At 62.3% G+C, this 23,035-nt stretch carries 24 protein-coding genes; 13 read left to right on the top strand and 11 right to left on the bottom strand.

Features of this window, described 5'->3' with window-relative positions:
- Positions 1-26: 26 nt before the first annotated feature.
- The 8 genes from AC3RCG_RS27470 (at position 27) to AC3RCG_RS27505 (ending at position 7,279) form a co-directional block, all read left to right on the top strand.
- Positions 27-1,160 carry an MlaE family ABC transporter permease gene (locus AC3RCG_RS27470; RefSeq protein WP_121670653.1) on the top strand — a complete coding sequence of 378 codons (1,134 nt, stop codon included), beginning with the start codon at positions 27-29 and terminating at the stop codon, positions 1,158-1,160.
- Entirely contained in the window at positions 1,160-2,062 is a 903-nt protein-coding gene (locus AC3RCG_RS27475) for an ABC transporter ATP-binding protein (protein WP_070291996.1), read from the top strand. The genes AC3RCG_RS27470 and AC3RCG_RS27475 overlap by 1 nt, the downstream gene beginning before the upstream one ends.
- Entirely contained in the window at positions 2,062-3,021 is a 960-nt protein-coding gene (locus tag AC3RCG_RS27480) for an MlaD family protein (RefSeq protein ID WP_492404955.1), read from the top strand. The genes AC3RCG_RS27475 and AC3RCG_RS27480 overlap by 1 nt, the downstream gene beginning before the upstream one ends.
- Before the next feature lie 12 nt (positions 3,022-3,033).
- Positions 3,034-3,651: an ABC-type transport auxiliary lipoprotein family protein gene (locus AC3RCG_RS27485; RefSeq protein WP_492404957.1), complete on the top strand. Its 618-nt coding sequence runs from the start codon at positions 3,034-3,036 to the stop codon at positions 3,649-3,651.
- Positions 3,648-4,835 carry a VanZ family protein gene (locus tag AC3RCG_RS27490; protein WP_070224753.1) on the top strand — a complete coding sequence of 396 codons (1,188 nt, stop codon included), beginning with the start codon at positions 3,648-3,650 and terminating at the stop codon, positions 4,833-4,835. The genes AC3RCG_RS27485 and AC3RCG_RS27490 overlap by 4 nt, the downstream gene beginning before the upstream one ends.
- 40 nt (positions 4,836-4,875) lie before the next feature.
- Positions 4,876-5,193 carry a (2Fe-2S) ferredoxin domain-containing protein gene (locus AC3RCG_RS27495; RefSeq protein WP_070310269.1) on the top strand — a complete coding sequence of 106 codons (318 nt, stop codon included), beginning with the start codon at positions 4,876-4,878 and terminating at the stop codon, positions 5,191-5,193.
- Positions 5,194-5,366: 173 nt separating this feature from the next.
- Positions 5,367-6,020, top strand: coding sequence for an alpha/beta hydrolase (locus AC3RCG_RS27500; protein ID WP_070224815.1), 654 nt, complete (start codon positions 5,367-5,369; stop codon positions 6,018-6,020).
- Between the two features lie 113 nt (positions 6,021-6,133).
- On the top strand, positions 6,134-7,279 hold the full coding sequence (locus AC3RCG_RS27505; RefSeq protein WP_492404960.1) for a D-alanyl-D-alanine carboxypeptidase family protein: 1,146 nt from the start codon (positions 6,134-6,136) through the stop codon (positions 7,277-7,279).
- Positions 7,280-7,343: 64 nt separating this feature from the next.
- Here the strand turns inward: AC3RCG_RS27505 and AC3RCG_RS27510 are convergent, their stop codons facing one another.
- Genes AC3RCG_RS27510 through AC3RCG_RS27520 form a run of 3 tightly spaced genes read right to left on the bottom strand, consistent with a single transcriptional unit; the run spans position 7,344 to position 11,280 of the window.
- Positions 7,344-8,747 (bottom strand): cytochrome c, encoded by a 1,404-nt coding sequence (locus AC3RCG_RS27510; protein ID WP_492404962.1) that lies wholly within the window; start codon positions 8,745-8,747, stop codon positions 7,344-7,346.
- Positions 8,748-8,761: 14 nt separating this feature from the next.
- Entirely contained in the window at positions 8,762-10,549 is a 1,788-nt protein-coding gene (locus tag AC3RCG_RS27515) for a GMC family oxidoreductase (RefSeq protein ID WP_492404964.1), read from the bottom strand.
- A gap of 38 nt (positions 10,550-10,587) precedes the next feature.
- On the bottom strand, positions 10,588-11,280 hold the full coding sequence (locus AC3RCG_RS27520) for a gluconate 2-dehydrogenase subunit 3 family protein (protein ID WP_070310266.1): 693 nt from the start codon (positions 11,278-11,280) through the stop codon (positions 10,588-10,590).
- A gap of 230 nt (positions 11,281-11,510) precedes the next feature.
- Here AC3RCG_RS27520 and AC3RCG_RS27525 point away from each other — a divergent pair, with 230 nt between their 5' ends.
- Together AC3RCG_RS27525 and AC3RCG_RS27530 are read left to right on the top strand one after the other, a co-directional pair.
- Positions 11,511-12,074 (top strand): TetR/AcrR family transcriptional regulator, encoded by a 564-nt coding sequence (locus AC3RCG_RS27525; RefSeq protein ID WP_205602303.1) that lies wholly within the window; start codon positions 11,511-11,513, stop codon positions 12,072-12,074.
- Positions 12,075-12,130: 56 nt separating this feature from the next.
- Positions 12,131-13,057 (top strand): aldo/keto reductase, encoded by a 927-nt coding sequence (locus AC3RCG_RS27530; RefSeq protein WP_070224759.1) that lies wholly within the window; start codon positions 12,131-12,133, stop codon positions 13,055-13,057.
- 3 nt (positions 13,058-13,060) lie between these two features.
- Here the strand turns inward: AC3RCG_RS27530 and pssA are convergent, their stop codons facing one another.
- On the bottom strand, positions 13,061-13,801 hold the full coding sequence (gene pssA / locus AC3RCG_RS27535) for a CDP-diacylglycerol--serine O-phosphatidyltransferase (RefSeq protein WP_227742191.1): 741 nt from the start codon (positions 13,799-13,801) through the stop codon (positions 13,061-13,063).
- 267 nt (positions 13,802-14,068) lie between these two features.
- Between pssA and AC3RCG_RS27540 the strand changes: the two genes are divergently transcribed.
- Both AC3RCG_RS27540 and AC3RCG_RS27545 read left to right on the top strand, forming a co-directional pair.
- On the top strand, positions 14,069-15,019 hold the full coding sequence (locus tag AC3RCG_RS27540) for a CAP domain-containing protein (protein WP_492404967.1): 951 nt from the start codon (positions 14,069-14,071) through the stop codon (positions 15,017-15,019).
- A 104-nt stretch (positions 15,020-15,123) separates the two neighbouring features.
- A complete protein-coding gene (locus AC3RCG_RS27545; RefSeq protein WP_070224760.1) occupies positions 15,124-15,759 on the top strand; it encodes an Hpt domain-containing protein in 636 nt (211 codons plus the stop codon).
- A gap of 18 nt (positions 15,760-15,777) precedes the next feature.
- On the opposite strand, the gene AC3RCG_RS27550 is transcribed toward AC3RCG_RS27545, so the two are convergent.
- On the bottom strand, positions 15,778-15,975 hold the full coding sequence (locus AC3RCG_RS27550) for a hypothetical protein (protein WP_070224761.1): 198 nt from the start codon (positions 15,973-15,975) through the stop codon (positions 15,778-15,780).
- Positions 15,976-16,154: 179 nt separating this feature from the next.
- Between AC3RCG_RS27550 and AC3RCG_RS27555 the strand changes: the two genes are divergently transcribed.
- Positions 16,155-17,852, top strand: coding sequence for a M1 family metallopeptidase (locus AC3RCG_RS27555; RefSeq protein WP_492404969.1), 1,698 nt, complete (start codon positions 16,155-16,157; stop codon positions 17,850-17,852).
- 92 nt (positions 17,853-17,944) lie between these two features.
- Here the strand turns inward: AC3RCG_RS27555 and AC3RCG_RS27560 are convergent, their stop codons facing one another.
- The 6 genes from AC3RCG_RS27560 to rpmH all read right to left on the bottom strand — a co-directional run bounded on the left by AC3RCG_RS27560 (position 17,945) and on the right by rpmH (position 22,411).
- Positions 17,945-18,244, bottom strand: a complete 300-nt coding sequence (locus AC3RCG_RS27560; RefSeq protein WP_070310264.1) for a hypothetical protein — start codon at positions 18,242-18,244, stop codon at positions 17,945-17,947.
- A gap of 10 nt (positions 18,245-18,254) precedes the next feature.
- A complete protein-coding gene (gene mnmE, locus AC3RCG_RS27565) occupies positions 18,255-19,634 on the bottom strand; it encodes a tRNA uridine-5-carboxymethylaminomethyl(34) synthesis GTPase MnmE (protein WP_070310263.1) in 1,380 nt (459 codons plus the stop codon).
- 185 nt (positions 19,635-19,819) lie between these two features.
- Entirely contained in the window at positions 19,820-21,547 is a 1,728-nt protein-coding gene (yidC, locus tag AC3RCG_RS27570) for a membrane protein insertase YidC (protein WP_409027610.1), read from the bottom strand.
- Between the two features lie 11 nt (positions 21,548-21,558).
- Positions 21,559-21,819, bottom strand: coding sequence for a membrane protein insertion efficiency factor YidD (gene yidD, locus AC3RCG_RS27575; RefSeq protein ID WP_034754335.1), 261 nt, complete (start codon positions 21,817-21,819; stop codon positions 21,559-21,561).
- Positions 21,816-22,253: a ribonuclease P protein component gene (rnpA, locus tag AC3RCG_RS27580; RefSeq protein ID WP_071650299.1), complete on the bottom strand. Its 438-nt coding sequence runs from the start codon at positions 22,251-22,253 to the stop codon at positions 21,816-21,818. The genes yidD and rnpA overlap by 4 nt, the downstream gene beginning before the upstream one ends.
- Before the next feature lie 23 nt (positions 22,254-22,276).
- Positions 22,277-22,411, bottom strand: coding sequence for a 50S ribosomal protein L34 (gene rpmH, locus AC3RCG_RS27585; protein ID WP_010401996.1), 135 nt, complete (start codon positions 22,409-22,411; stop codon positions 22,277-22,279).
- Between the last annotated feature and the right edge of the window lie 624 nt (positions 22,412-23,035).

Here is a 23,035-nt window from a genome sequence, read left to right on the forward strand (position 1 = left end):
GCGCCATTCTCCCTTAAACTGGCACGATGCCGACTGTACAATCGCCGAAACTGACCCTCTCCCAGACCAGCTCCCAACAGGGAGCCCTTGTCACTGCCAGCGGCACCTGGCAGGTGCACGCGCTGGCGCATGACAATGCCATCAAGGCCATCGAGGCCCAGCTCAAGCCCTTGCAGGGTGATACCAAGGCGCAATGGGATTTGTCGGCCATCGACAGCATGGACCATATCGGCGCCCAGCTGTTCTGGAATGCCTGGGGCAAGCAGCGCCCCGCGCAGCTGACCCTGGCGCCGTCGCAGGAAGAGTTTTTCCGGCGCATCGAAGAGACGGGGCCGCTGCAAACGCCGCCGTCGCGCGCCAACCGCCTCACGCCCGTGATGAAGCTGGGCATGGCCATTTTGCTGTTTTTCGAACATTTAAAGGGCTTTATTGCCCTTGTCGGCCAAGTGACGCAGGATATCGGCCGCTTCGCGCGCCACCCGATGCGCGGGCCGTGGCGTGAAATTTCCGCCAATATCTTCCATGCGGGCTTCCAGGCGCTGGGCATCACGGCCCTGGTCGGCTTTCTGATCGGCGTCGTGCTGTCCTATCTTTCCGCGCAGCAACTGCGCGCCTTTGGCGGCGATATTTACCTGGTCAACCTGCTGGGCATGAGCGTGATCCGCGAACTGGGGCCGCTCCTGGCGGCCATTCTCGTGGCCGGCCGCTCCGGCTCGTCCATCACGGCCCAGCTGGGCGTCATGCGCGTCACGGAGGAGCTCGATGCCATGCTGGTGATGGGCATTTCGCACGGTTTCCGCCTGATCATGCCCAAAGTGCTGGCCCTGGCCATTTCCATGCCCCTGCTCGTCATCTGGACGGATACGGCCGCGCTGATCGGCGGCATGGTGGCGGCCAAGGTGGAACTGAATCTGTCGGCGCGTTACTTCATCCAGAAGCTGCCCGATGCCGTGCCGCTGGCCAACTACATGATCGGCCTGGGCAAGGGCGTGATCTTCGGCATGCTGATCGCCCTCGTCTCCTGCCACTTCGGCCTGCGCATCAAGGCCAATACGGAAAGCCTGGGGCGCGGCACCACCACCGCCGTCGTCACGGCCATCACCGTGGTCATCCTGGCCGACGCCGTGTTTGCCATCGTCTTCAATGGAGTGGGCTACTGATGGCGAACGACACCGATATCGCCTGCAAGGCGAGCGAGGGCCAGGACGGCCAGTTCGATCTGCATGGCGACGCGCCCGTGGTGGAAATCACCAATCTCTGGACCAAGTTCGGCCGCACCGTCGTGCACCAGGACTTGAACCTGGAAATCGAGCGGGGCGAAATCCTTTCCATCGTGGGCGGTTCCGGCACGGGCAAGACGGTGCTGCTGCGCCAGATGCTGGGCCTGGAACATCCGGCACGCGGCTGCGTCAAAGTCTTTGGCGAAGATATCAACAAGGCAAGTTCCGACCAGCTGCAGCAGTTGCGCAACCACTGGGGCATGCTGTTCCAGCAAGGTGCCCTGTATTCGGCCCTGACCGTGTTCGACAACGTGGCCCAGCCCATGCGCGAATTGCGCGTGCTGCCCGAAGCGCTGATCCACGACGCGGTATTATTAAAGATGAACATGGTGGGCCTGGGCCCGGAACATGCGCTGAAAATGCCGTCGGACTTGTCTGGTGGCATGATCAAGCGCGTGGCCCTGGCGCGTGCCCTGGCGCTGGAACCGAAGCTGCTGTTCCTTGACGAACCGACGGCCGGCCTGGACCCGGACTTGTCGGAAAGTTTTGTCGCCCTGATCCAGTCGCTGCACCGCGAACTGGGCTTGACGGTGGTGATGGTCACGCATGACCTCGACACTTTGTTTGCCCTGTCCACGCGTATCGCCGTGCTGGCGGAAAAACACGTGATCGCCATCGGCCCCACGCGCGAGGTAATCGAAGTGGACCATCCGTTCATCAAGCAATTTTTCCTCGGCGACCGCGGCAAGCGCGCGCTGGCCGTCCTCGATGAAAAACAGGCGGCGGACAAGGCGGCGCAGCCAGGCGACGACGCCGGCACAGACAAGAAAGCGGAGAAGTAATGGAAAACAGATCACATGCCCTGATGACGGGATTTTTTACACTGACCTTGCTGGTGGCCGCCATCCTGTTCGGCGTCTGGTTCAACCGCGACCGCGTGGAACGGGTGCCGTATTTGCTCGCCACCACCCTGTCCGTGCCGGGCCTGAACCCGCAGGCGACCGTGCGCTACCGGGGCCTGGAAGTGGGCAAGGTCGACGCCATCGACTTCGACACGCAAAAGGCGGGGCAAATCCTCGTGCACATCAGCGTGGCGCCCGATACCCCCGTCACGAATACCACCTTTGCCACCCTGGGCTACCAGGGCGTGACGGGCATCGCCTACATCCAGCTCGACGACGAGCACGTGGGCTCGACACTGCTGGGCACCAGCAAGGACAAGCCGTCGCTGATCCCCCTGCGCGCGGGCTTGCTCGACCAGCTGGAAAAACGGGGCAAACGCATCCTCGACCAGGCCGAGCAGATCACCAACAAAGTGAATAATTTGCTCAGCCCCGACAACCAGGCGGCCATGCTGGGCGCCTTCACTGAAGTGGGCAAGGCGGCCAAGGCCTTTGGCGCCATCCCGCAGCAGCTGGAACCGACCCTGGCGCAATTGCCGCAACTGACGGAACAAACGCGGCAAACCTTGACGGCCGTCAGCACGGCCAGCAAGAACGTGTCGGACTTGACGGCCACGTGGAAAAAACTCGGTAACGACATCCAGGCGCCCGGCGGCGTGCTCGACAAGGTCAATGGCACGGTCGACCGGGTCGGCCATTCCGTGGAAACGGTGGCCAATGGCGTGTCCCTGGAAGTCTTGCCGCAGGTGATAGAGCTGAGCGGCGAGGCGCGCTCCTCGATGCGCGCCCTGAAAACCACCATGAGCACGCTCAATGAACAGCCGCAGAGCATCTTGTTCGGCGCCCCAGACATCCCGCCCGGCCCGGGCGAGCCCGGTTTTTCGGCGCCCGGCAAATAAGGAGAACACCGCATGCCTATTCCTCGCCATCTCACCGCACTCATCGTCGCCGGCGCTTTTTTGCTGGGCGGCTGCGCCAGCCGCGGCCCCGTGTCCACGTTCTATGATTTCGGCCCGGCCGCGCCGCAGGCAGCGGCACCGCAAGCGGCCGCGCCAGCCGTGCCCGTGCTGGTCATTGCCGACGCGAACGGCCCTTCGTGGCTGGATAGCCAGCGCATGTATTACCGCCTGCTGTACGCCGATGCGCAGCAATCGCGGCCGTACGCCTACAACCGCTGGAACACGCCGCCGCTGCAACTGTTAAGCCAGCGCCTGAAAACGCGCGTGGCGCAAAGCGGCGTGAAAGTGCTGTCGACCACGGACGCGGCCGCCGGCATCCCGCTGCTGCGCATCGACGTCGATGATTTTTCGCAAGCGTTTGACACGCAGACGCAAAGCAGCGGCCATGTGTCGCTGCGCGCCTCGCTGTTCCGCGGCCACCGCCTGATCGACCAGAAAACATTCAGCCGCAGCGGTCCGGCCGGCAGCGCCGATGCGCAAGGCGGCGCGCAGGCGCTGGCGGCGGCCTCGGATGCCATCGCCGCCGACCTGCTCACCTGGCTGGGCACGCTGAATATTCCGAAAGAATGACCGACCCCGCATCCCCCGCCAGCCCGGCGGCGCCGCTGCCGCCCGTCCGTTCCTCGCCCGTGTCGCGCGCGACCCTGCTCGCCTACGTCTTCCTGATCGTCTACGCGAGCTGGTTTCCGTTCACGGGCTGGCACAGCAATGGCTTGTCGCCGCTGACTTTCCTGGAAAACACGCGCATGCCCCGTTACTGGACGGGCTTCGATGTCGGCGTAAATATCGTCGGCTACATCCCGCTGGGCGCCTTGATCGTGTATTCGTTGTTTCCAAGGATCACGGGTTTCTTTGCCGTCATCGTCGCCAGCCTGTGCGGCATGTTGATTTCCGGCAGCATGGAAGCCGTGCAAACCTATCTGCCCAGCCGCGTATCGTCGAATCTCGATTTCTATACGAATGCGGCCGGCTGCTGCATCGGTTCCATCATCGGCGCCCTGACGGCGCGCAAGCTGCTCGACCACAGCCATTTGTACCGCTTGCGCCAGCGCTGGTTTGCCCAGCACGCCAGCCAGGGCCTGGTGCTGGTGGCCCTGTGGCCGCTGGCGCAGATTTATCCGCAAGGCTATCTGTTCGGCCTGGGCCAGCTGCTGCCCATCCTGTCGGACTGGCTGTCGCAGCTGGCGGGCGTCGACATCGACCTGGCCACGTATCTGCGTCCCGACGTGGTCTTAACGGTTGAGCAATATTGGCTTTCGGAAACCATCATCACGGCTTGCGGCATGACGGGCGCCGTGCTCACTTTGCTGTGCCTGCTGCGCCGCGCCGCGCCGCGCGCCATCCTGATGCTGACCCTGATCGCCGCCGCCTTGACCGTGCGCTCGATGGCCAGCGCGCTGCTGTTTTCGCCGGAAAATGCCTTCGTCTGGATCACGCCGGGCGCCCAGGGCGGCTTTTTGATCGGCCTGATCATGCTGGGCGGCCTGGCCTTCGCGCCGCACGTGGCGCAGCGCCGCATCGCAGCCGCCACCTTGCTGCTGAGCCTGGTGATGGTGAATACGACGCCGATCAATCCCTATTTCATGTCAACCTTGCAAGGCTGGGTACAAGGCAAGTTCCTGAACTTTAATGGCGCGGCGCAATTTCTCGCCTTGCTGTGGCCCTTCGTGGCCCTGTGGTTCCTGTGCCTGCCCTCGCACCGCCTGAACCGGCAGGACGATGTGCAGCGCCAGCGTCGCGAAGACCACCCATAAGCGCTATCATGGCGCATTGATGAATCAGCAGGAGCATAGTATGAGCGACGCACCGTATTTTGAACGCCACGTTTTTTTCTGCATGAACAAACGTGAAGATGGCCGCAACAGCTGCGGCGACCATGGCGCGGAAGCGGCGCAAAAGCATTGCAAGCGCCGCATCAAGGAACTCGACATGAACGGCGCGGGCAAGATCCGCATCAACCAGGCCGGCTGCATGGACCGCTGCGAGGAAGGCCCGCTGCTGGTGATCTACCCGGAAGCGACCTGGTACACCTATGTCGACACCAGCGATATCGATGAAATCATCGATACCCACCTGGTGGGCGGCAAGGTCGTCGAACGCCTGAAAATCTAAGAACGCTTAACAGAACCTACTGCACGTCGCGATTTGCGGCCTCCGATGCTCGCTGTGCTCAAGCACAGTTCCGCTTCTCAGCCACAACTCACTGCCGCTCGCTACGGTTTTGTTAGGCGTTCTATGCCGCATATTTAATCCTAATTTAAGCCTACGCCACCAGTATGAGCATCATGAACAGAAACTCGGAAAAATTTACCCTCGCCGGCCATGCAGGCAGCATGGAAGGCTTGCTCGATTTCCCGGCAGACACCCCGCGCGGCATCGCCCTCGTTGCTCATCCGCACCCGTTGTACGGCGGCACGATGGATAACAAGGTCACGCAAACCCTGGCGCGCGCGTTTGTCGCCCTCGGTTACGTGGTGGCGCGCATCAACTTCCGCGGCGTGGGCGCCTCCGAAGGCGTACATGACCATGGCGCGGGCGAGACGGACGATATGCAACTGTTATACGAACACATGGTCGGCCTGTACCCGGGCTTGCCCGTGGCCTTGTCCGGCTTCTCGTTCGGCACCTACGTGCAATCGAAACTGCAGGAACGCCTGGCCGCCGCCGGCACGCCCGCCGAGCGTCTGGCGCTGATCGGCAGCGCGGCCGGCAAATGGGCGATGGCCGACATTCCGGCCGACACCATTTTGATCCACGGCGAACTGGACGACACGATTCCCCTGTCCGCCGTCTTCGACTGGGCCCGTCCACAAGACATCCCCGTGATTGTGATCCCCGGCGCCGACCACTTTTTCCACCGCAAGCTCAACCACATCAAGAACCTCGTGATTGCGCTGTGGCATGGTGACAAACCCGCAATCGCAGCAGATGATCATTGAAGTGTGGGCTTACTAGCGCCTCCACGGCTATAATTGATCCGTTTTTTCCACGCGGCCACGTACGCAGCAACTGCGTGGCCCTCAGCCTTCATCTTTTTCGCAGACCAGCCTCCATGAAAAAACTTTTAGCGGCACTGGCCTCCAGTGTACTTTTCCTATCCGCCGCCTACGCGCAAACCGTTCCAGCCCCGACCATCGCCGCCAAGTCCTGGCTGCTGCTCGACGCCACCAGTGGCCAGATCATTGCTTCGCAAGATCCGGACGCGCGCATCGAGCCGGCCTCGTTGACCAAGATCATGACGGCCTACCTGACGTTTGCCGCCATCCGCGAAAAGAAGCTGGCGCTGGACCAGAAAGTGAACGTGTCCGTGCGCGCATGGAAAGTCGATTCGAGCAGCTCGAAGATGTTCATCGACCCGGCCACGCCCGTGTCGATCGACGACTTGCTGCACGGCCTGATGATTCAATCGGGTAACGACGCTGCCGTGGCACTGGCCGAAGCCGTCGCCGGCGATGAAGGCACCTTCGTCGTGCTGATGAACCGCGAAGCCCAGCGCATGGGTCTGAAAAACACGCGTTTTGCCAATCCGCATGGCTTGCCTAGCCCCGAGAACTATTCCACGGCGCAAGACTTGTCCGTGCTGGCCAAGCGCGTGATCGCCGACTACCCGGAATTCTACAAAATCGATTCCATTAAAAGTTTCACGTACAACAAGATCACCCAGCCTAACCGCAACCGCCTGCTGTGGCTGGACCCGACCGTCGACGGCATGAAGACGGGCCACACGGAAGCGGCCGGCTATTGCATGATCGCCTCGGCACGCCGTCCGGGCGGCACCGGCGAGCGCCGTTTGATCTCCGTGGTGCTGGGTACGACGTCGGACCAGGCCCGCACGCAGGAAAGCCAGAAGCTGCTGAACTGGGGCTTCCAGAACTTCGATACGGTCAAGCTGTACTCGAAAGGCCAGGCCGTCGCCACGCCGGAAGTGTGGAAGGGCTCGAAAGGCACCGTGAAAATCGGTTTCGCCCGCGATGTTCTCGTCACCGTACCAAAAGGCACGGCGGCCAAGATGAAACCTGTGCTGGAGCGCAAGGACCCGCTGGTCGCGCCATTGGCGGAAAACGCCCCTGTCGGCAAGCTGAAAATGATGGTCGATGACAAGGTCCTGCTGGAACTGCCCGTCGTGGCGCTGGAAACCATCAACCAGGCAACGATCTTCGGCCGCGCCTGGGATTCGATGCGCCTGTGGATGAAATAAGCCCTTAGCATTCCCCATAAAAAATGCCCGCATCGCTGCGGGCATTTTTTTTCGTCCGTCGACGTTACTTCGCCGGCGCATCCTTCAGGTGCGGCTGGCGCGCCACAGGCGGGAACGTGCCGTGGCGCCCTGCCGCAAACGTCGCTTCCGTCTGCGATGGTTCCACCGGCACGGACAGCTTGCGCACCTTGGCCACCTGCGCCGCCGTCACGGGCGTGCCCCGGTTGCCCCAGCTGGTCTGGATGAAGGTCACTACCTGCGCGGTTTGCTCATCATTGAAAATGTCGGCATACGGCGCCATCGTCAGCGCCGACGGCGCCGTGCGCGTGGCCGGCACGGCGCCGCCCGACAGCACGATATTGATGGCCGAGGTCGGATCGTTCGTCTGCAGCACGGCATTGCCGGCCAGCGCAGGGAAAGCCTTGTCGTAGCCCTTGCCGTCGGAACGGTGGCAACCGGCGCAGCGGTCCAGGTACAGTTGCGCGCCTTTCGAGTTGACGATGCCGCTGAACAATTGCTTGCCCAGCTTGTCGTCGGCCACGAAGGTGGGCGTGCCTGGATTCGATGGCGGCAAAGACTTCAGGTATTTCGCCATCGCCGCCAGGTCGCCATCCGTCATGTGCTGCATGGAATGGGCCACCACGTCGTTCATGGCGCCAAACGAGGCCGTGTGGCTGTTGCGGCCCGTCTTCAGGAATTCGGCGATCTCGGCTGCGCTCCAGCGCGCCAGGCCGCCGCCATGTTCATTGCGCAGCGAAGGCACGGACCAGCCGTCGATCACGCCGCCGCCGGCCAGGAAGGTCGTGTTGCCCTCGTCCGTCAGCGATTTTTCCTGCATGCCCACGCCGCGCGCCGTATGGCAGGCGCCGCAGTGGCCCAGGCCCTGCACCAGGTAGGCGCCGCGCAGCAATTGCGCGTCGCCCGTGGCCGGCGTTTTATACGGCTGCGGCGTGGGGGCAAACGCCCAGCGCCAGATGGTCAGCGGAAAGCGCATCGACAATGGCCACGGAATGTCGGCCGCCTTGTTCGGCGTCGGGTCCGCCTTCACGCCATGCATGAAGTAGGCGTACAGCGCCTGCATGTCCGCCTCGCTCAGGCGCGAATACGACGGATACGGCATGGCCGGATATACGGTATAGCCGTGCTTGGTCACGCCGGTGCGCATCAGCTTGTCGAAATCGGCAAAGCTCCAGTCGCCGATGCCGGCCTTCTTGTCGGGCGTGATGTTGGTGGAATACACCTTGCCGATCGGCGTTTCCATGCCCAGGCCGCCCGCGAACGGTTTGCCTTTCGTGCCGGCCGTGTGGCAGGCGATGCAGTCGCCGGCGCGGGCCAGGTATTCGCCCTGGCGTATCAGCTGGGCGTTCGGGACGGTGGCGGCCGTGGTGGCAGACAGGACGGTGCAGGGGGTACTGGCGGCGAGCGCCAGCAGCAGCGCGCCCACGGTATGGGTGAATGTGTTGTTCATCTTCTTGTTCTTTATCAAGCGACCAGGGGACGGGGATCTTTCAGGTATTGCTCGCGGATGGCCTTGGCCGACCAGTAGGTCAGCGCGCAAGCGAGGCCCGTCGGGTTGTAGCCGATGCCGACCGGGAACACGCTGGAACCGACGGCAAACACGTTGTGCACGTCCCAGCTTTGCAGGTAGCGGTTGACGACGCTGGTCTTGCGGTCCGTGCCCATGGCCGTGCCGCCCGCCCAGTGCGTGGTCTGGTAATTGCGCAAGTCGAGGTGGTCGCCCACGCTCTTGACCGATACCTTGATCGATTCGGGATTCATGGCTTCGGCCACCTTCATCATCTTGTCGGTGACGAAACGGCTCATCTTGATGTCGTTTTCCTTCCAGTCAAAGGTAAAGCGCAGCAATTGCTGGCCATACTTGTCCGTGTAGGTCGGGTCGAGGTCGACATAGCAGTCGCGGTAAGTCATGTTGGCGCCGTGGCAATCGAACGACACCGTGTTCAAATAGCTCTTCTTGACGGCCTTTTTCCAGGCAGCACCCCAGGCGGGCGTGCCGTCCGGCGTGGCGATGCCCGAGATCGGCTTCGAGCCGGCCGGGTTGCACCAGGCGGGCGAACCGCCCACGAAGCCCAGCGGGCCATGGTCGAAATTGTCGCCATTCCAGTCATCGAGCGCGACACCGGTGCCGCCGGCGCCGATGAACGGGTTCGTGTTCGTGTCTTCCTTGAAGAAAGTCTGGATGGTCGACATCATCTGGTAGGCGATATTGCGCCCCACCACGCCTTCATTGCTGACGGGGTCGTACGGCTTGCCGATGCCCGACAGCAGGAACAGGTGCGCATTGTTGTAGGCAAAGGCACTGGCGATGACCAGGTCGGCAGGCTGTTCGACGGCCTTGCCATCCGCATTGATATAGGTCACGCCCGTGGCGCGTTTCTTGCTGCCGTCGAGGTTGATGCGCACGACGTTGCAATTGGCGCGCAATTCAAAGTTGGCCACCATACGCAGAGCCGGCATGATGTTGACGTTGGGCGAGGCCTTGGAATAGTTGTAGCAGGCGTAGCCGGAGCAGAAGCCGCAGAAGTTGCACGGGCCCATCTGGCAGCCGTACGGATTCGTGTACGGACCGGACGCGTTCGACGAGGCGTTGACGAACGGGTGGTAGCCGACGGCCTTGGCCGCGCGGCGGAACAGTTCGGCCGTGTACGGCACTTTTTGCGGCGCCAGCGCGTAATTGTCGGAGCGGTCGCCTTCGAACACATTGCCGTCACCGACGACGATGCCGTTGACCTTATACGCCTGGCCCGAGGTGCCGAAGACTTTCTCGACGAAATCGAAGTGCGGCTCCAGCTCGGCGTAAGTCACGCCAAAATCCTGGATCGTCATGCCTTCAGGGATGAATTTCTTGCCGTAGCGGCGTTCGTAGTGGCTGCGGATCTGCAGCTCTTCCGGCAGGACGCGCCAGTGCATGCCCGACCAGTGCAAACCCGCGCCGCCCACGCCCGTGCCGGGCTTGAAGGCGCCGATCTGGCGGTACGGCACGGCCACGCCCGTGATGCTGTGGCGGAAGGTGAACGTGCTCTTCGACATATCCTGGAACAGCTTGCTGCGCTGGATATAGGTCAGCTCGTCGAGGGTCTTCGGATAGGCGCCGTCGGGATAGGTGTCGCGGTACTCGCCGCGTTCCAGCGCGACCACGTTCAGGCCCGCCTCCGTCAATTCCTTGGCCATGATGGCGCCGGTCCAGCCGAAGCCCACAATCACGGCATCGACAGGCTTCATTTTTACATCGGGTTTGATATCACTCATGATGGTTTTTCTTTTTCTTTGATCGGGTACTAAAAGTTTTACGCTATGGACACGGGAGGCAACGGGTATTTCTTGCCGTACTGCTCCACCCAGTCCATGTAGTCGGCGCGCGCGCCAGGGAATCCGACCATCTTCCAGGCCAGCATGTCCTTGTTGCCGCCGTGCACGGGGTCGCAAAAATAGCCTTCGCGGGTGTTTTGCAGCAGCTGGTTGAAGAAGATTTTCGACGGCACTTCGCCGATGTCCAAGGTGCCCTTTTGCAATTGCGTGATGACGGCGTCGCGCTCGGCCGCGTTCAGCTGGACGAAAGGCTTGCCCGACTGTTTCTGCACGGCCGCATTCACGCCCGCCAGGGCGCTCTTGTACAGCTCGCGCGGCGCCATGTGGAACTGGTAGCCGAACTGTTCGATCGAGGGCACGAACGGCCCTTGCATGTACCACAGCGCGCCATACGCGTAAGGCGTGTTCATCTGCGCATCGATGAATTCATGCGCGCCCGATTCCAGCGCGCCCGGCCCTTCGCCATCGGCGGGGATCAGGCGGTCGACCAGCGCGCTCAATGTGGCCCACTCGGTGGCGTCGAAAAAGCGCGGTTTGTAGGCAGGCTGGTCTTTGGAGACGGCCATGGCCAGGCCGCCGCCGGCGCCAGCCAGCAAGGCCACAGCAGGCGCGGCGCCGACGGCCTTGCGCAAGAAGTTACGCCGGTGGGGCGAAATCCCGATGATTTTCATAGGTTGTCCTCAGGCGGCATAAGCCGCCACAGTGATGGATGTGGGAGTCAGAAAGAAAATGCGGACACGCGCCGCTGAGATGGCAGATTTCACGTAAAGATGGCTGGAGTATCGCGGCGCGGTGCATCCGCCTGCCGGTTAATTGATCAAGATGATTGACAAGCGCTAGCTTTGCATTTACGGTGCGCATCGTACCATAATTAAAAGAAACATTCAGAGACAGGTGAGACGTGACTACAAAAGAGGCACCGGTGCGTGGCCGCCCGCGCAAGGCGGGCGTGGAAGATGCAGTACTGGAAGCGATCGTCATGCTGGTGCGCCAGCATGGACTGGAGGCGGTGACGATACAGATGGTGGCCGACGTGGCCGGCGTGGGGCGCCAGACGATCTACCGGCGCTGGCCGCGGCGCGAAGACATGCTGCTCGACGCGCTCGTCAAACGCACGGCGGAAAAACTGCAGCGCGCGCTCGACATGCCGGACGGCCAGGAAATCGAGGCGATCTGCGCGCGCATCTTCGACAACCTGAACGCCGACGGCCGCTTCACCTGCGACCTGCTGGTGCTGATCCACAATGATGCGGCGGCGCAACTGCGCTTTCGCGAGCAGATCGTCGCGCCATGGATCACCCTGGTGGTGCAGCGCCTGGTCAACATCGGCGTGCGCGCCGACCTCGACCTGCGCCTGTTCGCCTTCATGCTGCAATCGGCGCTCGTGTACCAGATGCAACTGGGCGGCCAGCTCGACGATGCCCTGCAGGAGCGTTGCTGCCGCTTTATCCGCAGCATGCTGTAGATTAGCTGGCTATAATCGTGGCGAGTCCCATCACGTCACCACCAGAAAGCCAGCCCATGAGCCATGTATTTCCCGCCAGCCTGCAAGCGCCGCGCAGCCGTTTAAGCAGCAACGGTCCCGAACTGTCGCGCATCGTCGCCGGCATGTGGCGCATCGGCGAGTGGAATATGTCGGCGCAGCAGCGCCTGGCTTTCATCGAGCAATGCCTGGCGCTGGGCGTATCGAGTTTCGACCATGCCGATATCTATGGCGATTACAGCGCCGAAGGGCTGTTCGGCGAAGCGCTGGCCCTGCAGCCGGGCTTGCGCGACAAGATGGAGCTGGTCAGCAAGTGCGGCATCAAGCTGCTCTCGCCGCACCGTCCCGGCCACGCCATCCAGCACTACGACACGAGCGCGGCGCACATCACCGGTTCCGTGGAACACAGCTTGCGCCAGCTGCAGACGGACCGCCTGGACCTGCTGCTGATCCACCGCCCCGACCCGCTGATGGATTTCGACGAAATCGCCGGCGCGTTTACCCAATTGCAGAAAGATGGCAAGGTGCTGCACTTTGGCGTGTCGAACTTCAGCCGCCACCAGTTCGAATGCCTGCACCGGCGCTTCCCGCTGGTGACGAACCAGGTGGAATGCTCGCCGCTGCACGTGGCGCCCCTGTTCGACGAAACCTTCGACGGCTTGCAGGACGTGGGGGTGGCGCCGATGATCTGGTCACCGCTAGCGGGCGGGCGCCTGTTCCAGGGTGGCGATGCGAATGTGGAGAATTTGCGCAATGTCATCAAGCAGATCGCCGACCAGCTGCAGCGTCCGTTTGCCAGCGTGGTGTTTGCCTGGATCATGCAATTGCCTTGCCGCCCCCTGCCGCTGACGGGCACGGGCCGCATCGAGGCCGTGGGCGTGGCCGTGGAAGGCACGCAGTTCACGCTCAGCCGCAGTGACTGGTTCGCCATCCTGCGCGCCGCGCGTGGGCACGAGGTGGCTTAACGTTTAATCAATCTCATCCGGGTCGTTAAAAACCTGGGGTAAGGCAATACCGCGCCAGCCCAGATGCCATGCCAGGTTGAGCAGCAGGGTGGCGGCGATGTAGACGGCGAAGAACAGGGCGAAGAAACTCGTCTTCAGCCACACCAGCAGGGCGATGGCAAGGATCAGCACCAGCAGCGCGGCCAGGCTTTTCTTTTGCTTGGAGCTGGGGAAACGCAAGGTCGACACCATCAGGCTGCCCACGCCGACGAGCAGCAGCATCAATAGATAGCTGTGCAGCATGGAATCGATGGGCGCCGGCCAGGCTACCACCACGGCCGCCACGCAGGCGGCGCCGGCCGTGATTGGCATGCCGACGAAATACAGGGGATCGGTACGCCCCACGTTCACATTGAAGCGCGCCAGGCGCATGGCCCCGCAGGCGACAAAGAAAAAGCTGGCCATGCCGCCAAAGCGCAGCAGCAGCGGATCGTGCACGCCCATCTGCACGAAGCCGTAGCAATACAACAGGACGGCCGGGGCGCAGCCGAAATTCATCACGTCGGCGATCGAATCGAGCTGCACGCCGAACTGCGAACTGGTTCCCGTCAGCCGGGCCACGTAGCCGTCGAGCGCGTCAAACACGCCGGCGAGCACCAGCAGCGCCGCCGCCAGCCGGTAGGCATCCGCGTCGCCCACGGCGGCGTTGTCGACGGAAATGACGATGCTGGCAAAACCGCAGGCTATCGAAAGCAAAGTCACCATGCTGGGCAAGGCGTATTTGGCGCGCTGCAGGCGCGACTTGGGTAATGTGTTCAAATGTATGGGCAATCAAAAAAATCGGAAGTAAGGCAATGCAGCGGCAAACGCTGCGCTGCGCCCATTCTACCCTGCGCAGCGGCGGCACCGTCCCCGCACGAGCGCGACATATCTTTTCACGGATGCTCTACGCGTGATCAAAATACCTTAGAATCGTTTTACAGGACAGCACGCTGACCCCACCGCTGCCCGCCTACCTCTACAGGAGTCGACTTGATTGCCTCGTCACTGCGTTGGAAATACTGGATACCTGCCCTGCTGAGCGCAGCCCTGCTGAGCGCCTGCGGCGGCGGCAGCGATAGCGGCAATACGTCGCTGAGCAACTCGACCCCGGCCGGGCAATTGACGCAGGAGCCGGGTGCTCCCGTTCTCAGCAACAATATTGCCACCGATGGCTTCAACTGGTTCAACTACCGGCGCAGCCAGATCGGCCTGTCGCCGCTGGTGCGCAATAGCCTGATCGACAGCGCGGCCCTCGGCCATTCCAGCTATCTCAATCTCAACAATACGGTGGCGCACGAACAGGTGCAGGGCAAGCCCGGCTTTACAGGCGTCACACTGGGCGACCGCCTGGCCAAGGCCGGCTACGTCGTCACCTCGCTGCAGGGCGAAGTGATCGCCGGCGCGAGCAACACGTCCGGCTTTTACCTGGCCGAAGAACTGGTCACGGCCATCTATCACCGCTTCGTCATTTTCGAGCCGCTGTTCAAGGAAGGCGGCGCGGGCGCGGCCGTCAGCGGCGCCGGCTATGCGTATTTCACCACCGACCTGGCCGGCAACCGCAGCTATGGCCCGGGGCTGGCGGCGGGACAGATCGTCACTTACCCCTACAGCGGACAGCAGAAAGTGGCCGTCAGTTTTTCCAGCAATAACGAATCGCCCGATCCCGTGCCGAACCAGGACGTGGTCGGCTACCCGATCAGCGTGCATGCCAATTACGGCACGCCCGTCAGCGTGACGGCGTTCAGCGTGCGCCAGCGCGGCGCCTCCGCAGACCTGGCCGTGCGCCTGCTCACCAGCGGCAATGACGTGCATACACCGGTCTCGGCCGCATCCATCATCCCGCTGGCGGCCTTGAACGCGAACACCAGCTATGACGTGAGTTTCATCGGCAAAGTCAATGGCGCGGACGTCACGCAGAGCTGGTCATTCACGACGCGCTAGGCGGCAAGCTGGCGCCTAGCGGACGCAGTGCAGAGTACGACTGGATGTAAAATAGCAGTTCCTGCTTTACTGACATTGACAAGTTTTGGGGCGCTCTGCACAGCATGCTGAAACCACACGCCACTTGCGATGATGATGCCGCCGTTGCGGCATCCGACATGGTCCGCATTCTCGACGTTGAGAACGGACTGGGCCGCATCATGGGCGACCGCATCCTGTACCTGAAAATCCTGCGCCGCTTCCTGCACGACCACGGCACCACGCCGTGCCAGATCCGCGCCGAATTCGACACGGGCAACTACGTTTCCGCGCGTCTGAAAGCGCATACCCTGAAAGGCGCCGCCGGCATGATCGGGGCGCGCCATGTGCACAGCCTGTCGGAAACCCTGGAATCGGCACTGCGTGCGCAGGCGCCCGACCTGGCCCAGCAGATGCTGCAGCTGGAACTGGCGCAGGATCAATTGCTCGGCGCAGTCAGCAGCATGCTGGGCACGCCGGAGGCAAACCACACGGCGGCGCAGGACGTGGCGCCCGACCCGGCCGCGCCCGCCATCCAGCTGCTGCTGGCGCGCCTGGCCAGCCATTTGCGCGAAGGCGACGGCGCGGCCATCGACATCCTGGAAAACTCGGCCAGCCTGCTCGCGGCCAGCCTGGGCGTGAATGTGTACCAGGAGGTGGCCGCCGCCGCGCACGAGTTCGATTTCGAAGGCGCCCTGGCGGCGCTGCTGCGGCGCCGCTAGCGCACAGCGAGCTGCCGCTCAGCTGTTGAACTGCGCCTCTTCCGCATACGCCACGCAACAACTCTTGCAACAGAAACGGCGCACGGCATCGAGCGGCTTGTCGCAGTACCAGCATGCACCTTTCGGCGGCAGCGCTGCGATCAATTGCGGCAGGGAAGGCAATGGCGGCGCCGCCATGCCCCTGCTTTCCACGACTTCCGGCTGTTCGCTGTCCATGGCGCTTCCTTTCCTAGCGGCACTTCAAGGCCGCTCAGCAAGATTACGTCAGCACAGTTTGAAGCCCATGACATTTCTCAACCGTGGCCACGCTTGCCCCATCGGCACCTTGAAATTTCCAAACGACAACGTTGTCACTTCACACTACAATCAGTGCTCCGTTCACTTGCGCGCACGCCATGAAACACATCCCCCTGTTGCTCTCCTGCCTGCTGCTCAGCGCCTGCGCCACGCGCGCGCCCACCGCCTACACCCTCAATTCGGGTGCCGAACGCACGCCGGAACAATTGGCGGTGGTATTCGAACATGCCGACCTGACCCTGCGCATCGATCCGGCCCGCCGCAGCATTGCCGGCGATGCGCGCCTGACCTTCCTGGCCACGCAGCCGATCTCGCGGTTCGCGCTGGACCTGGACCGCAACCTGCCCGTCGATGCCATCGAAGTCGACGGCAAGGCGCTGCGGCCGCAAGACTATGCCAATCCGGACGGCCGCCTGAGCATGACCTTGCCGGCCACCCTCGCGGCAGGCGCGCGCACCACCATCCGCATCGTCTACCACGGCGTGCCGCACGTCGCCGTGAAAGCGCCGTGGGATGGCGGCATGGTGTGGTCGAGCACCGCCGATGGCGCGCCGTGGATCGCCAGCGCCGTGCAAGGCGAAGGCTGCGACCTGTTCTGGCCCTGCATCGACCACCCGATGGGCAAGGCCCGGCTGATCGACCAGCACATCCAGGTACCGGCGCCGCTGGTGGCGGCCGGCAACGGCATCGCGCTCGGCATGGATGAGACCGACGGCTGGCGCACCTGGCACTGGCGCGCCAAACACCCGAGCACCTATGGCATCGCCCTGAACGTGGCGCCCTACCGCAGCCTGCAGGGCGAGTATGCTAGCCGCTACGGCAACCGCATCCCCCTGCAATTCTGGTACTTGCCGGAAAGCGAGGCCAAGGCAGGCGCCCTGTTCGCGGAATTGCCGCCCATGCTGGACTTTTTTGAAAGCGTCATCGGCCCCTACCCGTTTGGCGATGAGAAAGTCGGCATCGCCGAAACCCCGCACAAGGGCATGGAACACCAGACCATCAATGCCTATGGCAACAAATTCGCCAAGACCAGCTATGGCTACGATGAATTGCTGCAGCATGAGTTTGCCCATGAATGGTTCGGCAACCAGCTCACCAACAGCAACTGGGACGATATGTGGCTGCACGAAGGCTTCGGCACGTATATGCAGCCGCTGTACATGCAATATCTGCGAGGCGAGCAAGAGTATTTTGCTTCGTTGCAGCAAATGCGGGCCGGCATCGTCAACAAGGCGCCCATGGTTTCGGGCAAGCCGAGAAGCGAGGAAGAAGTCTACGACCAGAAAAAGGGCGGACCGGGCGGCGACCTGTATGTGAAAGGGGCGCTGGTGCTGCACACCTTGCGCGGCCTGATCGGCGACGAGGCCTTCTTCCGCGCCGTGCGCCTGCTCGTCTACGGCACGGAACAGCCGCTGCCAGGCCAGTTCCAGCCGCGTTACGGCAGCACGGCGGAATTCATGGCCATCGTCAACAAAGTCACGGGCAGCAATTACGACTGGTTCTTCCAGGTTTATCTGTACCAGGCGGCATTGCCGGAACTGTCCTCCGTGCGCGACGGCGACACCTTGCGCCTGCTATGGAAGACGCCTGCCGACATCGCCTTCCCGATGCCAGTGGAAGTGCGTATCGGCAAGGAAATCCATACCGTGTCCATGTCGCTGGGCTTTGGCGAACTGCCCCTGCCGGCCGGCGCCACGTACACGCTCGACCCGCATTCGCGCGTGCTGCGCCGCGCCGAGCATATCGGGGCGTTCCAGAAGTTCAAGGAAGAACAGGCGAAGGGGAGGAAAGGGTGACAAAACCTGGGGTCAGACCCCCTCGCACCTGAGCGATGACCTTTGTGTTAGCGGTGTTGAGGGTCTGACCCCGGCCTTTTCGCCGTTCGGACTTATTTCCGAAAGCTCCTGACCGCGTCATTGGCATTCTCGGCAATGACTTGTTGCAGCTTCGGCTGCTTCGCGTATTTCACGCGCAAGCGCTTCCACTGCCGCTGCGCCTGACCGCACGAGCTGGCCACGGCTTGCGTGATCTCGCGCTGGCGCGCCTTGTCGTTGTCATCCCATTCGCCGGCGAAGTGCTCGCACATCTGCGCATTTTCGACGAATTTCGCCACGTCTTGCGGCAACTTTTCCTGCGCACCGGCCAGCAGGGGCAGGCAGGCGAACATGACGGCAAACAGCAGCTTCATCCGATTCTCCTTACTTGCCGATGCAGAAACGGCTGAAGATCACGCCCAGCAGATCGTCAGGCGAGAACTCGCCCGTGATGCTCGACAGCTGCACCTGCGCCAGGCGCAGCTCTTCGGCGAACAGGTCCAGCGACTGGTCGTCCTGCGCCGCGTGCGCGGCGGCGATATCGAGATGCTTGCCGGCCGATTTCAAGGCGATCAGATGGCGTTCGCGCGCCAGGTACAGCGATTCGCCCGTCTGCTGCCAGCCGGCGATGCGCAACAGTTCCGCGCGCAGCAGGTCGATACCGATGTGCTCGTGCGCCGACAGATACACGTGGGTGGCGTCCGGCATGTTGTCGACGCCGGGCTTGTGGCCCGACAGGTCGATCTTGTTCCACACGCGCACCACGGGCACGCCTTCCGGGAAGGCGGCGACGATGGTTTCATCGGCCAGTGTCGGGCCATGGTCGGCGTCGAGCAGGTGCAAAATCACGTCCGCCTTGCCGATCTCGCCCCAGGTGCGCTCGATGCCGATGCGCTCGACGGCGTCGATGGTGTCGCCCGCGCTGCGGATACCGGCCGTGTCGATGATGTTGAGCGGAATGCCTTCGATCTGGATGGTTTCGCTGACCTTGTCGCGCGTGGTGCCGGCGATCGGCGTGACGATGGCCACGTCGGCGCCCGCCAGCGCGTTCAGCAAGGACGACTTGCCCACGTTCGGCTGGCCGGCCAGCACCACGTTCAGGCCTTCGCGCAGCAGCGCGCCCTGCGCCGCCTGCGCAAACACTTTATTCAACGCTTCGATGACGGCTTTTAATTGACCGCGCGCATTCGATTTTTCCAGGAAATCGATTTCCTCTTCCGGGAAGTCCAGGGTGGCCTCGACCAGCATCCTTAAACCCGTCACCTGTTCCACCAACGCGTGGATGGTGTTCGAGAACGCGCCCGACAGCGATTGCGAGGCGGACTTGGCGGCCGCTTCAGTGGAAGCGTCGATCAGGTCGGCGACGGCTTCGGCTTGCGCCAGGTCCAGCTTGTCATTGAGAAAAGCGCGGCGCGTGAATTCGCCCGGTTCGGCCAGGCGCAAGCCGCTGTCCTTGCCCGCTTCGAGCACGCGCGCCAGCAGCAGCTGCAGCACGATGGGGCCGCCGTGGCCCTGCAATTCCAGCACGTCTTCGCCCGTGTAGGAATGCGGGCCCTTGAAGTGGATGGCGATGCCCTGGTCGATGATGCTGCCATCGGCTTCCGTGAACGGCAGATAGGTGGCGTGGCGCGGTTTCAGCGTTTGCGCGCCGAACAGGGCCGTCATCAGCGGGGCGAGATTTTTGCCGGAGGCGCGTACCACGCCGATGCCGCCGCGCCCGGGAGCGGTGGCGATGGCGGCGATAGGGGAAGAGTCGAGTTTCATGGGGATATTGTAATAGGTACGGCAAGGGAAGGTGCAGCAACGTAGGTCGGCTTAGCGCGCAGCGCGTAAGCCGACGCAGCACACGCTGGCGATAGTGTCGGATTACGCGTGGCCTTGCCACGCTAATCCGACCTACAAGAATTAAAAAGCCCGCACTAGGCGGGCTTTTACTTCGCTAACCCTGCTTACACAGTGGACGGCGCGTATTTCTTGGTGATCACCCATTGCTGGCCGATCGACAGGACGTTGTTGACGACCCAGTAGAGTACCAGGCCCGACGGGAAGAAGAAGAACATCACCGAGAATGCCAACGGCATGAACAGCATCATCTTCGCTTGCATCGGATCGGCCGGGGCCGGGTTCAGCTTGGTCGTGATGTACATCGAGATCGCGTACAGCACCGGCAGGATGCACCATGGGTCATGCTGGGCCAGGTCGGTGATCCAGCCGATCCATGGCGCGCCGCGGATTTCCACGGACGCGTTCAGCACCCAGTACAGGGCGATAAAGACGGGCATCTGGATCAGGATCGGCAGGCAGCCGCCCAGCGGATTGATCTTTTCCGTCTTGTACAGCTCCATCGTGGCCTGGTTCATCTTTTGCGGATCGCCTTTGTAGCGCTCGCGGATCGCCTGCATCTTCGGCGTGACCAGTTTCATCTTGGCCATGCTGCGGTAGCCGGCGGCCGACAATGGGAAGAACGCCAGCTTGATCAGGATCGTGAAAGCGATGATGGTCCAGCCCCAGTTGCCCAGCACGCTGTGGATGTGTTCCATGACCCAGAAGATCGGCTTGGCGATGATGGTCAGCCAGCCGTAATCCTTGACCAGTTCCAGGCCAGGCGAAACGTTTTCCAGCAGGTGCGCGATTTGCGGACCCGAGTACAGCTTGCTGTCCATGCTGGCCGTGGCGCCTGGCGCCAGGGTCGGCAGTGGCAGCACGTTGCCGATGGCATACAGGTTGGTGCCGAGCTTTTTCGTGAAGATGTCGCGCTTGGCGTTTTCAGGCGGAACGAAAGCCGACACGAAGAAGTGTTGCGAAATCGCAAACCAGCCGCCATTCGCCGTGGCCGGATGCAGGCCCTTCATGGCGTTGTCGTTGCCCTTCTTCTCGTCTTCCACGGCCGCTTTTTCGATTTTCTCGAACGTCAGCTTCTGGTACTTGTCTTGCGGCGTGTACAGGGTCGGACCCGTGAAGCTGCTGTTGAAGAACGAGTCGCCGACCGGCTTGTTGCCGTCATGCGTCAGTTGCAGATACAGCTGCGGCGTGACAGGGGCCGCGCCCACGTTGGCCACGTCGTGGCGCACGTCGATGACGTAGTCGCCGCGCTTGAACGTAAACGTCTTGGTCAGCTTGACGCCGCCTTCGACCGCTTCCATCACCAGTTGCACTTGCTTGCCGTCACCGAGGGTGCGCACGCCAGGCTGCACGGTGAAACCGCTCGCGTGGGTAGGGAAAGGACCGCCGACCAGGCCCGATTGCGCCAGGTAGGTGTGGTTCGCGCCTTCGTCGAACAGCACTTCGTTTTGCTTGCCTTCATCAGGCTGGCACCATTTGAACAGGCCGAAGCAGCCGCCGAACCAGCCCGGATTGCCCGCGCCCTTGAACTTCAGCAATTCCAGACGCTTGACCTGGCCGCCCAGGGTGTCGATATCGACCTTGATAACGTCGGTGGTGATGGTAATCACTTCGCGCTTGAACGCGGCGGGATCGGTCGCTTCGCCAGGCACGGCGGTCGCGCCGGCAGCAGCCAGGGCGGCCGTCTTGGCCGGGGTGACAGGCGCCTTGGCGGTTTGTTCCGTGTTCGCGGAGAACATCGACGGCTTGCCGTTCGAGATCATCCATTCGTTCCAGAGAATTACCAGCGAGACGGAAAACACGATCCACAGGATGGTACGTTTATTGATATCCATTAGGGTATTTGTCAGGAGTGGTTGCAACCGCAAGCGGTCGTTGAAGATTGTTTGCCATCGGCCGGCGGCACCGGGTCGACGCCCCCTTCATTCCAGGGGTGGCAACGGCACAGGCGCTTGGCAGCCAGCAGGCTGCCCTTGGCCGTACCGTGCACGCGCAGCGCTTCCATCGCGTAATGCGAACAGCTCGGATAGAAACGGCAATTCTGTCCCAGCATGGGGCTGATCAGCAACTGATAAGCACGCAGCAGGAACAGCAGCAGGGTTTTCATGGCGCGGATGGTGGTGGCGCAGCAACAGAACGGGCCTGGGCGGCGATTTGCGCCGCGAACAGGCGGCTCAATTCTTCACGCAGCTCGGCTTTGAGCTTGCTCGTGGTGGCCGGGCCATCCTTGCTGTTGACGGCGCGCGACAAACGCACCACGCAGTCGACCGGCGGCATCGCGCTGTTGCGAAACAGCTCGCGCGTGACGCGCTTGATCGTGTTGCGGGTCGCCGCGCGCGGCGCGAAACGCTTGGCCACAACGACGCCCAGCCGCGCATGCGGCAATTGATTGTGTCGGGTGTACAGCACAAAATGCGCTGTTTTTTGCGAAGGGCGCAAACGAAAAACGGATGAAAATTCATCCGTTTTAACGATACGCCGAAAGCGCGCGAAGTCGTGTGAACCTTCGCGTTGATTGCCGACTGGAGTACAGCTAGCCACGCGATCAGCTGTCAACGACAAGCCTAGACGGCCAGACGTTTGCGGCCCTTTGCGCGACGTGCGTTGAGCACATCACGGCCACCACGGGTAGCCATACGAGCGCGGAAGCCGTGCGTACGCTTGCGGCGAACGACGGAAGGTTGGTAAGTACGTTTCATGTTGGTCTCGCTAAAAACAAAAAAAATGCAAAATCGGGTCTGACGTCCCGTCAGTTTTTGGTGCCAATGACAATCGCGCACTTATGCCAAGGCACAAGCTGGCCAATCTCATCGCCCGCTTGAACGCGCACCAAATCGACTACGCGGAGCGATTTGCGGCCTCCGGTGCTCACTGTGCCTTCGCACAGTTGCGCGCCTCAGCCACAACTCATCACCGCTCGCTACGATTTGGTACTGCGTCGTTAATCCACGCTTAGTCCATATTGTCGTTCCAAATGAATAAACACGGAATACGGGCGGGGAACCCTGAATTATTCAGCATATGCCCCCCTCTTGTCAAGGATTGCCGTGATCGCCTGGAAATTTGCGCGCGGCTCCCCACCTGCGCCGCAGGCCGCGCCAGCACTGCCTGTGACGGGATAACCGGGGGATAAGTCGCTTCTTATACACATGGCGCCCCACCCCGCCACACAAAAATAAGCGTCGTGCCTGTGGATAACTTTGTCAGTCGGGAGTAGAATAGCGCGTTACGTGTGGCGAGCCCTCGCGCGACGCCGGCCTTGCAACACGGTGACCGCAGGGCAGAATCGATACGCCCTCCCACACCTTTTCACATAGACATAC

It is taken from the genome of Janthinobacterium sp. GW823-FHT01H08 (genome assembly GCF_058797855.1).